The sequence below is a fragment of the Arthrobacter monumenti genome (assembly GCF_054511255.1).
The window spans coordinates 43,772-55,479 of the sequence record NZ_JBTNCY010000007.1 but is presented as its reverse complement, the minus strand read 5'-3'; the positions used below and the strand labels follow the sequence as shown (position 1 = coordinate 55,479).

Annotated in this window: 8 protein-coding genes; 7 read left to right on the top strand and 1 reads right to left on the bottom strand. The window is 61.7% G+C overall.

Annotated features, from left to right (window positions below; genetic code table 11):
* Complete coding sequence (locus ACX80B_RS11600; protein ID WP_459296240.1) at nucleotides 1-1,263, bottom strand: hypothetical protein; 1,263 nt, start codon at nucleotides 1,261-1,263, stop codon at nucleotides 1-3.
* A gap of 222 nt (nucleotides 1,264-1,485) precedes the next feature.
* On the opposite strand from ACX80B_RS11600, the gene mtrA reads away from it, so the two are divergent.
* The 7 genes from mtrA (at nucleotide 1,486) to secA (ending at nucleotide 11,666) form a co-directional block, all read left to right on the top strand.
* Nucleotides 1,486-2,163 (top strand): MtrAB system response regulator MtrA, encoded by a 678-nt coding sequence (gene mtrA / locus ACX80B_RS11595; protein ID WP_459296729.1) that lies wholly within the window; start codon nucleotides 1,486-1,488, stop codon nucleotides 2,161-2,163.
* 69 nt (nucleotides 2,164-2,232) lie between these two features.
* Nucleotides 2,233-3,969, top strand: coding sequence for an MtrAB system histidine kinase MtrB (mtrB, locus tag ACX80B_RS11590; protein WP_459296238.1), 1,737 nt, complete (start codon nucleotides 2,233-2,235; stop codon nucleotides 3,967-3,969).
* Complete coding sequence (locus ACX80B_RS11585; RefSeq protein WP_459296236.1) at nucleotides 3,950-5,737, top strand: LpqB family beta-propeller domain-containing protein; 1,788 nt, start codon at nucleotides 3,950-3,952, stop codon at nucleotides 5,735-5,737. Before mtrB ends, ACX80B_RS11585 begins: the two co-directional genes overlap by 20 nt.
* A gap of 87 nt (nucleotides 5,738-5,824) precedes the next feature.
* On the top strand, nucleotides 5,825-6,787 hold the full coding sequence (locus ACX80B_RS11580) for a ComF family protein (protein WP_459296234.1): 963 nt from the start codon (nucleotides 5,825-5,827) through the stop codon (nucleotides 6,785-6,787).
* Between the two features lie 104 nt (nucleotides 6,788-6,891).
* Entirely contained in the window at nucleotides 6,892-7,629 is a 738-nt protein-coding gene (gene hpf / locus ACX80B_RS11575) for a ribosome hibernation-promoting factor, HPF/YfiA family (RefSeq protein WP_459296232.1), read from the top strand.
* A gap of 9 nt (nucleotides 7,630-7,638) precedes the next feature.
* A complete protein-coding gene (locus ACX80B_RS11570; RefSeq protein ID WP_459296231.1) occupies nucleotides 7,639-8,910 on the top strand; it encodes a winged helix-turn-helix domain-containing protein in 1,272 nt (423 codons plus the stop codon).
* A 35-nt stretch (nucleotides 8,911-8,945) separates the two neighbouring features.
* Nucleotides 8,946-11,666 carry a preprotein translocase subunit SecA gene (gene secA / locus ACX80B_RS11565; protein ID WP_459296229.1) on the top strand — a complete coding sequence of 907 codons (2,721 nt, stop codon included), beginning with the start codon at nucleotides 8,946-8,948 and terminating at the stop codon, nucleotides 11,664-11,666.
* Nucleotides 11,667-11,708: the final 42 nt, after the last annotated feature.

Below are 11,708 nucleotides of genomic sequence, written 5' to 3'. Positions count from 1 at the left end.
TCAGATGCCCCGTCCCTGGTCGGGTCCCTGGTTGGGCAGCGCGGAGGGCCCAGGACCGGAGGAACCGGCCAGCTGTTCCGCCTCCTTCATGAGGACGACGTCGAAGCCCTCGTGCCGCATCCGAAGGTCAACATAGAGCAGCGCCGTCACGCCCGCTTGGAAAGCGTAGCCAATGGCGGCAAACAGCGTCGAAATGAGCGCGGAAATGAGGGTGGTTATCACGGTCATAAAGATGACATCCTCCGTCGACGACGTTTCCATCGTGCCGGCGCCGATGAAGCTGATAAGGAATTCCAGCGGAACGGTGACGACAGAGGTGACGATTCCCACGATGATGACGGTGAGCGCGACGATGCCGAAAGTGCGCCACCAATTGCGCTTCACCAGGATCCAGGAACGCCGGATGGAGGCAAAGATGCCGATGTTCTCAAGAACGAGTGCTGCAGGAGCCAGCACGATTTTGATGCCAGCCCAGATGCCGGCGGCAATCATCGCGAGCACCAACGGCACGACGATCCAACCTGACAGATCCGCGACGCTGACCAGGACCACGCCCAGCACGACGGTGGCAATGAGGACCGCGATGGTGGCCAGGAGCACAACCAAGGCGAGACCAACGAGGGGCCAGATACGGCCCCTCGCGCGGGCCCACATGTCCTTGAAACTGGTTTGCTCGTTCAGGATGGACCGCGACACCGGAATAACCAGGACTCCTTGCAGCACAAAAACGCTGGCGGAGTCGAGCAGTCCGATCAGCAGGAAAGCACCGAGAGCACCGGCGCCGAAACCAAGACCGGCCGCTGTTGGCAGTCCGTCGGGCTGGATGAACGATTCGATGTCGGCGCCGAGGCCGAAGAATATCGCGGCGGTAAGTCCCATCAGGACGACGATGACCAGTTGGAAAAGGACCGCCGATCCAAACATCGCCTTGGCGTTCTTCCGCGTGGCCTGGAAAGCGCCGTCGAGAATCTCTCCGAGCCCGAGTGGCCTTAGCGGGATGATGCCGGGTTTCGGAGGGGCGACGTAGCCGGGAAATCCGCCGTTAGGGCCAGACCTGCCCCACTGCGGCTGTTGCCCCCACTGCGGTTGCTGGCCGGGTTGCTGACCCCGCTGTGGCTGCTGACCCGGATATGGTTGCTGGCCCACTGATGGCTGTTGTCCCCACTGTGGCTGCTGGCCGGGTTGTTGCTGTCCCGGCTGTGGCTGCTGACCCCACTGTGGCTGGCCTCCCTGGCCGGGTGGGTGGTGTGGGCCGTTACTCATTAACGTTCTCCCCGTTTCTCCAACGCTGACAAGCCCCAGTCGCGGTCCTGCGCTGATCAGTATCAGCCTATAGTTTCCTGCCGACACTTCATAGGAAGCGGCCTGGACCCCCTTGCAGACGCCCGGAATTTTTCAACAATTGAGCGGCTTTTGGGAGTACTGTAAGGGTCAAACCGTGTCCTGAGGCGACAATCGATGCTCAATAGTGACAACATGTTCCTTATGAAGGGACGCATTCTGGTCGTAGACGATGATGAAGCGCTGGCCGAGATGATCGGTATCGTGCTGCGAAATGACGGGTTTGAGCCGGTTTTTTGCGCTGACGGCAATGAGGCTATCAGTGTATTTAACAACTCGAAACCGGATCTGGTGCTGCTGGATCTGATGCTGCCCGGAGTCGACGGGATAGAGGTCTGCCGCAAAATCCGCGCCGAGTCCGACGTCCCCATCGTCATGCTGACCGCCAAGACCGACACCTCCGACGTCGTCCGCGGCCTTGAGGCCGGTGCCGACGACTATGTGCCCAAGCCGTTCAAACCGGCCGAACTCGTGGCCCGCGTGCGTGCCCGCCTCCGGCCCGGTGATCAGAAGGCGCCTGAGACACTGCGGATTGCCGACGTCGTTATCGACGTGGCAGGTCACGTCGTCCACCGGGGCGACGAGCGCATTTCGCTCACCCCGCTGGAGTTTGACCTTCTGGTCGCTTTGGCACGGAAGCCGTGGCAGGTCTTCACCCGGGAGTTGCTCCTGGAGCAGGTATGGGGATACCGGCATGCGGCGGACACCCGACTGGTGAATGTGCACGTGCAGCGGCTTCGGTCCAAGATCGAACGCGACCCGGAAGCACCCGAGGTCGTCCTTACCGTACGCGGCGTCGGATACAAGGCCGGCCAAGGTTAGTCAGGCGCGCCCGCTTCACGGCATTTGAAGCATATGGTGCCGGTAGAATGTCCGTGAGAGGTCTGGTGCATGAGCCAAAGCAATACGGGCATTTCCGCTGAACCGCCGCGGCTTCAGCGCTTTCGTGGTGCCCTCGCGGCGTCCCGGGCACGGCTCCGCGGCCTCCGCCGGCACACGTCGCGGCAATGGCACCGCTCGCTGCAGTTCCGGACTGTCGTGGCCACTGTGCTGCTCACCGCGATGGCCTTCGTCGGCGTGGGAGCATTCCTGTCCGGCCAGATTGCGCAGGGGCTGTACCAGGAACGGCTGAACACCGCGCTGGACGAATCGCGCCGCGGTTTCACCACTGCGGAAAGCATTTTCGACGGCGCAATCGGCAGCGACCAGGCCACCACCACCGAAGTGGTTTTGGAAGCGCTTGTCCAGCTTCAGGGTTCGTTTGAGGGTTCAGAGCGTGGCGTGCTGCTCACTCCTGTCATCAATGGGGATCCGGAACAGCTCTGGATCGGTGCACGCACGGCGGGGGCGGCATTCGAGGCGACCGACATTCCAGAGGATCTGCGCACAGCTATAGCCGAAAGCACGGAAGACAGGCTGTATTACCGGCCGTTGTCCGTCATTATCGACAATGAAACCGTGCCCGCTATCGCCGTGGGAACCAAGGTCACGCTGCCTCCGGGTAACGAGTATGAGCTCTACCTGATCTACAACATCTCAGCGGCACAGGAGACGCTCGACTACATCCACCGGTCACTGTGGATCGCCGGAAGCGTGTTGCTGCTGCTGGTCGGAACGATTGCGTGGTTCGTCACCCGCGCCGTCGTCGGGCCGGTGGGCCATGCGGCGGACGTTTCCGAAAAGCTGGCGGCCGGTGAGCTTCAGGAACGAATGGAAGTGCGCGGCGAGGACGAAGTGGCCCGTCTGGGCGCGTCCTTCAACCACATGGCGGACAACCTGCAGCAGCAAATTACCCAGCTGGCGCAGCTCTCGCACATGCAGCAGCGGTTCGTGTCCGACGTCTCGCATGAACTGCGCACACCGTTGACCACTGTGCGGATGGCGGCCGAAGTGCTGTACGAGGCCCGCCGCGACTTCGACCCGGTCAATCAGCGTTCGGCAGAGCTGTTGTACGTTCAGGTTGAACGCTTCCAGGCCCTGTTGGCAGACCTTCTCGAGATTTCCAGGTTCGACGCCGGTGCTGCTGTGCTGGAGTCGGAGTCCACGGACATTTTCAGCGTGATCCGGCATGTCATCGAAGGCGCCCAGCCGTTGGCGGACAAATCCGGTTCCGAGGTGCGGATTGCGTCGTCAATGGAGCGTTGCGTGGTTGACATGGATCCGCGGCGCATCGACCGGATTCTGCGGAACCTTCTCCTGAATGCGCTGGAGCACGGCGAGGGTCAGCCGATCGAGGTGCTGGTCGAGGCCGACGATGAGAGTGTTGCCGTGGCAGTGCGAGACCATGGAATCGGCATGAGCGCCCTTGATGCATCACGTGTCTTCGACCGGTTCTGGCGTGCCGATCCTGCCCGGGCAAGGACCACCGGAGGCAGCGGCCTGGGATTGTCTATCGCCACCGAAGACGCACGATTGCACGGCGGCTGGCTGCAGGCCTCCGGCCGTGAAGGCAAGGGCTCCTGCTTCCGGCTGACGTTGCCGCGGAACCGTGACGGCGTCGTCGAACATTCACCAATTCCGCTTCCGCCTGCGGATTTTCTGGACGACGGGAACAATGACGTCTCGCCCAGCTCGTTGGCGTCCCTCAACTCTGTAGTGAAGGAGACCAGTGACGAAGTCAAGACCTAATCCAGCGGCCTCCCCGGCCCGGACCGGTCGAACAGGCGCGTTCGGTCTGCGGCGGGCAGCCGCCGGCGCCGCGCGGACGTTGTCCCGGATGCGTGTGCTGATGTCGGCCTGTCTCGCCGTCGTTCTATTGCTGTCCGGATGCTCAGCCATTCCTTCCACCGGCCCGGTGCAGGTGAGTGAAGATCTGCTCAACGACGAGAACGAGAGCTCGGTGGGATTCAGCCCGATGGGCCCCCAGGAGGGCGATTCGCCCGAGGCCATCGTGGACGGTTTTATCAATGCCGGCACGGGCACCGAGAACAACTACCGGACGGCGCGCCAGTTCCTCGCCCCGGGGATCGCCGACTCCTGGCGTCCTGATGTCCGCACCCTGGTCTACCGGGGCATCCCGAACATCGTCGAGGGTGCCACCGAGAACACCTTCTCGGTGACGCTGGACCTGGTCCGCACTGTCGACGCGGAAGGTATTTCCCGTCCGGTGTCGGAAAGCGGAACGGACACGGTCGAATATTCCCTGACCGAGCTGCCCAGCGGGGAATGGAGGATTTCCGAGGCGCCGGACGGGATCATGATGTCCACGTCCGAGTTCGCCGAGGTTTTCGACCCGCACAACCTGTATTTCTACAGTCCGAATTACAGGTACGCGGTGCCGGATGTCAGGTGGTTTGCCCTTGGCCCCTCCGTGCCCGCCTCGTTGGTCCGGGTCATGCTCAATGGGCCTGCCCCATATCTGAAGGGCGCCGTCATCAGCGCCTTTAACGACGGTACGACGCTGGCCAGCCCATCGGTCGCCGTCGACTCCGGGGTGGCTCTTGTCGACCTCACCCCCGGCGCCACCGAGGGAGCATCGCTGCTGCAACGGCAACGGATGCAGAAGCAGCTTGAAATGATGCTCCTGCAGCTTAACAATGTCAGTTCCGTCGAAATGACCGTGGGGCAGCGCGAAGTGGATCTGCCGGAGGACTCCGACCGGGTGTCGCCGGTGATGGATCCGCAGGTTCCAACCGTGCAGGTGATTGTTGAGGACGAGGAACTCGCCCTGTATGAGGGCCTGGAGGTCTTGCCGGCGGGGGATCTCGTCCCGACATCCGACCTTTCGCCGCGTGACCCCGCCATTTCCTATAACGAGCGGCTGTTCGCCTTCTTGAACGGCGACCGCAGCCAAATGTTCATCACAGCCCCGGGAATCGGAGTGAACCAGGTACTGGCAGGGAAGCGGCTGACCGAGCCGTCGTTCGATCCGTACGGCTGGCTTTGGACTGCCCACGGCGACGACTCGGGAAAGATATTTTCCATCAATGCCGGACGGAATCCCGGTCAGGTGGCTTCAGTGGAAGCGTCGTGGCTGGAAGGGACAGTGACAGACCTGAAGATCTCCCGGGACGGTGCCCGTGCCATGGTGATTACCAAAGACGGCGACGAATCCCTGGTCATGATTTCCGGCGTCGTCCGCAACGAACAAGGCGTGCCGACCGAGCTTACTGTGCCGCTGCAGCTGCAGAAAACGGTCCCGGTGGACCGCGGCGCCTGGGTGGATGAAACGAGTGTCGTCGTCATGAAGGCATCCGGCACAGAGGAGGTGCAGGCCGAGATCCTCCGTCCCGGAGCGTCCACCGTCCTTGCAGGCCTGGAAGGCATGACACACATCAGTGCCGGCAATGGGGACCAGCAGATTTACGGACAGACGGACGATGCGATCTTCCTCCAGGTCGGGACCACCTGGTCAGAGCAGACCGAGGACGTCAAAGACCCCTCGTTTGCGGGATAGTCTGACGCCGCTGCGGGTTGGCGTGGGTTATCCACAGTCGTCACTGACCCTGCTGACATACCGGAATTACCGGGCCACCATGGACTTATGCAGAGCGAAAGCCACGGCCGGCAGGGAAGCCGGTTCAAGAAGGGAGCAGTTCCTCTGGCAGTGGCGTGGCTGGAATTCTGGTCTCTGCTGTTCCCGACCGAATGTGTAGTTTGCAGCACTCCTGATACATCGCTCTGCAAGCCCTGCCGCAAGCTCCTACGGAAGGGGACGGTTCGCCCCTTCCGCGCCGAAGAGTCGGCAGAGTCACTGCCGGAAATTGCTCCGGACAGGCCACTTCCAGTACTGGCCGCAGGGGTGTATCGCCGCGAACTGTCCTCGACGCTGCTGGCCTACAAGAACCGCGGACACACCGATCTTCGACCGGTACTGGGTACCGTCCTTGGGGGAGCCCTGCACCTGGCCGTTGATGAACTTTCCAGCAGCGGCAACCGGGAGGTGCTGCTCGTTCCCATACCCAGTACGGGAGGGGCACGACGGCGGCGCGGCTACGAGCCGGTGTATTCACTGCTGCGAAGGCTCGACAGACAGGCGATGCTGCCTGCGTCGGCCGTCTGCGCCCGTGCCTTGACTGTTCCTCCGTTCTGGTGGCGCCTGCTCGGCACTGCGGCACGAGGAACACGTGCCGGGGAAGGCCTGTCCTGGCAACAAGATGTCTCCCGGGCTCTCGCGCACCGGTTCGGCTCCCAGAAGGGACTCGGGGCCGCGGCCCGGAGGAGCAACGTACGGAACACGATGCGCCTGAGGCACAGGTGGAAACGGGGGCCTGGCCCGCAGCCCGGGCAGTTCGATTGCCTGATCGTGGACGATGTGCTGACTACTGGGGCCACCCTGTCAGAAGCGGAGCGCGCTCTGCGGGAGGGCGGTGCCACGGTTCTCGGCGCCGTCGTCGTCGCAGCTACTCAGCCACCAAAGGGTCCCGGCCAGGCAGAACTGCCGGTGGAACCTGCGCGAACTGATCAGGAAGTGGAAATTGGCCAACAAATTTCTGTGGATGGGTGAATATGTGATGTGCGTCTACTAACGTAAGGAGTGGGTATCTCATCAGGTGCAGATACCGAACGGCAGTGCCACTGTCGCGTCACCGCAGTGATTTGGAGGGCACCATGGAGTTCAACATCAGCGGCCGGAATCTGACAGTCCCGGACCGCTTCCGCGAATACGCCGAAGAAAAGATCGACAAGGTCGAACAACTGGGCGACAAGGTCCGAAGCCTTGACGCCAAGGTCACGAAAGAGACCAACGCAAGGAACGCGGATTCGCAGATGACCGTCGAACTAACGGTTATGGGTAAAGGCCCCGTAATCCGTGCCGAAGCATCCGCAGCGGACAAATTCGGAGCATTTGACCTGGCGTTCAACAAACTGCTTGAACGCCTTCGCCGTGCCCGCGACCGCAAGAAGGTGCACCGCGGGCGGCACACTCCGACGGCGGTCCACGAGGCTACAGCCTCGCTGGAACCGGCCAGTACACAGACGCCGCTCCATATGGAATCGACTAACCACTCCGAACCCGAACCGGTCACAGCGGCGGCCGAAGAACGGAGCGAATACGAGATCGAGAACGATCTGCCCGCAGGAGACTCACCGGTGATGATCCGCCGGAAAGTCTTCCCCGCGACGCCGCTGACCCTGGACGACGCCGTCGACAATATGGAATTGGTGGGGCACAATTTCTACCTCTTTATCGATAAGGAGACCAACGCACCCTCTGTGGTCTATCGCCGTCGTGGCTGGACTTACGGCGTCATTAGTCTTGACGCGAACTGCAACGATGACGGCTCCGGCCCGCAGGAGGAAATCCTTGCCTACCGCTCCGACGACCGGTCGGCAATCAATGTCTAAACGCACCCTGTGAGTGCGGCTCTGACCCTGGCACAGGCACGGCGAATCGCCCTCGCCGCGCAGGGTTTGGCAAAGGAACGGCCCGCCTCCCTTGTAACCGCAAGGCAGGTGGGCCGCACCTTTGACCTCCTGCACCTCGTCCAGATCGATTCGGTTAATGTCCTCAGCCGCAGCCAATATCTGCCTTTCTTCTCCAGATTGGGCCCTTACGACATCGACATCGTGCACCGGCTGGCCGGGCGGAAGCCCCGCCGGATGGTGGAGTACTGGGCACACGAAGCGTCCTTTGTGGACCCCGCCGTCCATTCGCTGCTGCTCGAACGGAATGGACGCTGGAAAAGCAGCCAGGCCGAGTACTTCCGCGCCGTCCTTAATGAGCACCGTGAATTGACGCAAAGCGTTCTGCGGGAGTTGGACAGATACGGCCCGATGACCGCTTCAGCCCTGAAGGCCCACCTGGAACATGATGAGCCACGCGCGAATGTTCATTGGGGTTGGAATTGGAGCAGCGTCAAGAAAATCCTCGAAGCATTGTTCTGGTTCGGCGAAGTCAGCGCCGCCAGCCGGAATCCGCAGTTCGAGCGTCGTTATGACCTGACGCACCGGGTAATACCGCCGCACGCCGCAGGGGGCGCCGAGGTCAACCGCCGGGATGCCACGATCGAGTTAACCGAACGGGCCGCCCGTGCCCATGGCATTGGAACGGTGCGGTGCTTTGCCGATTACTTCCGGGTAGGAACGAAGGACACGGCGCTCGCAGTCGAAGAACTCGTCCACCGGGGCACCTTGGAACCTGTCCAAGTACGCGGCTGGGAGCGGGAAGTTTTCCGGCATGTACAGGCTAAAGTACCCCGCAAGGCGGCCGGACGGGCGTTGCTGAGCCCTTTCGACTCACTGGTCTTTGAACGGCGCCGGCTGGAAGAGCTGTTCAACTTCCACTACCGGATAGAAATCTATACCCCTGCCCCGAAGCGGAAGTTCGGATACTACGTGCTGCCGTTCCTGCTGCGCGACCGGCTGGTTGGCCGGGTGGATCTGAAGGCCGACCGGACGGCAGGCAAGCTTTTGGTGAGGGGCAGCTACGCTGAGCCGGACGCGCCGGACGATACCGCCGTCGAACTCTATGCCGAACTCCGGTCAATGGCCGGATGGCTGGGGCTGGACGACGTGGTCGTGGAGCCGGCCGGGAATCTTGCGGAACCGCTGGCCGCCGCGGCCGTTGCAGGATATTCGCCGTCAGGGAACTTTGCACCACAGCGGGACGTGACTCACGTAGACTGAGCTAGATTTCGGCAGCAGTAGATTGGGAGCCAGTAGTGCCATCGATTCTTGAAAAAGTCCTCCGAACCGGCGATAAGAAAATCTTGAGACGTCTCCGCACCTACGCGGAGGCGATCAACGTGCTGGAGGACGAGTTCAAGGCGCTCAGCGACGAGGAACTGCGCGCCGAAACGGACGAACTCAAAAAGCGTCATGAGGACGGCGAACCCCTCGACGAACTGCTCCCGGAAGCGTTCGCCGCCGTACGGGAGGCCGCGAGCCGCACGCTGGGAATGCGGCACTTCGACGTCCAGCTGATGGGTGGCGCAGCACTTCACCTGGGAAATATCGCCGAAATGAAAACCGGTGAGGGTAAAACCCTGGTGGCGACGCTCCCCGCTTACCTTAATGCGCTGGCCGGCAAAGGCGTCCACATCGTCACCGTCAACGACTATCTGGCCGAGTACCAGTCCGACCTGATGGGCCGTGTCTTCCGCTTCCTCGGCATGGACACCGGTTGTATCCTCGCCAATCAGGATCCGACGGTCCGCCGCCAGCAGTATGCCGCCGACATCACCTACGGAACGAATAACGAATTCGGTTTCGATTACCTGCGCGACAATATGGCCTGGTCGCAGAAGGAACTGGTCCAGCGCGGCCACAACTTCGCCATCGTGGACGAGGTCGACTCCATCCTGATCGACGAGGCGCGTACTCCACTGATCATCTCCGGCCCCGCTTCAGGCGACGCCAACCGCTGGTACAACGAATTCGCCAAGGTGGTCCTGCGTCTTGACCCCGAAGACGACTACGAGGTCGATGAGAAGAAGCGCACCATAGGTGTGCTTGAATCCGGCATCGAAAAGGTCGAGGACTATCTGGGGATCCATAATCTCTACGAATCTGCCAATACGCCGCTGATAGGGTTCCTCAACAACGCCATCAAGGCCAAGGAACTGTTCAAGCGGGACAAGGACTACGTCATTCTCAATGGCGAAATCCTCATTGTCGACGAGCACACCGGGCGTATCCTCGCCGGCCGGCGGTACAACGAGGGCATGCACCAGGCCATTGAGGCCAAAGAGGGCGTGGAGATCAAGGCCGAGAATCAGACGCTGGCCACGGTGACCCTGCAGAATTACTTCCGGCTCTATGACACCCTGTCCGGCATGACGGGTACGGCCGAGACCGAAGCCGCGGAATTCATGAACACCTATGGTCTCGGCGTTGTCCCGATTCCGACCAATAAGCCGATGGCCCGCGTGGACCACACCGACCTGGTGTATAAGAACGAGGAGGCGAAGTTCGCCGCCGTCGTCGCCGATATCGCCGGATGCCACGAAAACGGCCAGCCCGTACTCGTCGGCACCACCTCGGTGGAGAAGAGCGAATACCTGTCCAAGCAGCTCGCCAAGCAGGGGATCCGGCACGAGGTCTTGAACGCTAAGAACCACGCACGTGAGGCAGCCATCGTGGCGCAGGCCGGCCGCAAAGGCCAGGTCACCGTCGCCACGAACATGGCCGGACGCGGTACCGATATCATGCTCGGTGGCAATGCCGAATTCAACGCCGTTGCTGCGATGGAGAAGAAGGGTCTGGATCCGGCCGAGAACCCCGAAGAGTATGAGGGCGCATGGCCTGAAACTTTGGAAGCGGCCCAACATGCCGTTGAGGCCGAGCATAATAAGGTTGTCGAACTTGGCGGCCTGTATGTGCTCGGTACCGAGCGGCACGAATCCCGCCGGATCGACAACCAGCTGCGCGGCCGTTCCGGACGTCAGGGCGACCCCGGAAAATCGCGCTTCTACCTGTCGATGGGCGACGATCTAATGCGCCTGTTCGGTTCGGGCAGCGCGGAACGCCTGATGTCCAGTGACCGGATGCCGGACGATGTCCCGCTGGAGAACAAGATCGTGTCGAAGGCTATCGCCTCCGCGCAGGGCCAGGTGGAGAGCCGGAACGCTGAGCAGCGCAAGAACGTCCTGAAGTACGACGACGTCCTCAACCGCCAGCGCGAGGCCATCTACGGTGACCGCCGGCGCATTCTCGAGGGCAGCGACCTGCATGAGAAGATCCAGTTCTTCCTGGAAGACACCCTGACTGCCGTGGTCGACGAGGCCACGATGGAAGGCAATGGTGACGACTGGGACTTCGAACAGTTGTGGACGAACCTGAAGCAGCTGTATCCGGTGAGCCTGACCATTGACGAGGTCATTGACGAAGCCGGCGGCAAATCGCATGTCAGCCACGACTTCCTGCTCGAAGAAGTCCTCTCCGATGCGAAGGTTGCCTACCAGACGCGTGAGGAAGCCCTCGGATCTGAAACCATGCGTGAACTCGAGCGCCGCGTCGTGCTGTCGGTAATCGGCCGCAAGTGGCAGGAACACCTCTATGAGATGGACTACCTGAAGGAAGGCATAGGCCTGCGTGCCATGGCACAGCGTGATCCGTTGGTGGAGTACCAGCGGGAAGGCTTTGTCATGTTCCAGGCAATGATGGAGGCCATCCGCGAAGAGAGCATCGGTTTCCTCTTCAACCTTGAGGTCAAGGTGGAGAAGAAGGACATCGATGGCGACGGCGTTGAAGAGTCGAGCGTTTCCGCAGCCGGACTTGATGCTCCCGAGAAGCCAGCGAGCATGCAGTACAGCGCTCCCAGCGTGTCGGGCGAGGTTGAAACCAGGGTCGAGCGCCGTCAGAAGGCCACGGCCGGCGCCGGTGCCAATAATGGAGCGAACCGCTCCGGGCAGAAGGTCAACAACAAGAAGAAGAACCGGTAATTCAACCCTCTGAGTTTGCCCCGGCGATCGATTCTTGGTGGG

Excerpts from the sequence above, each read along its gene's own strand:
- ACX80B_RS11600 (WP_459296240.1), bottom strand. The coding sequence starts at position 1,263 with ATGAGTAACGGCCCACACCACCCACCCGGCCAGGGAGGCCAGCCACAG.
- mtrA (WP_459296729.1), top strand. The coding sequence starts at position 1,486 with ATGAAGGGACGCATTCTGGTCGTAGACGATGATGAAGCGCTGGCCGAG.
- mtrB (WP_459296238.1), top strand. The coding sequence starts at position 2,233 with ATGAGCCAAAGCAATACGGGCATTTCCGCTGAACCGCCGCGGCTTCAG.
- ACX80B_RS11580 (WP_459296234.1), top strand. The coding sequence starts at position 5,825 with ATGCAGAGCGAAAGCCACGGCCGGCAGGGAAGCCGGTTCAAGAAGGGA.
- hpf (WP_459296232.1), top strand. The coding sequence starts at position 6,892 with ATGGAGTTCAACATCAGCGGCCGGAATCTGACAGTCCCGGACCGCTTC.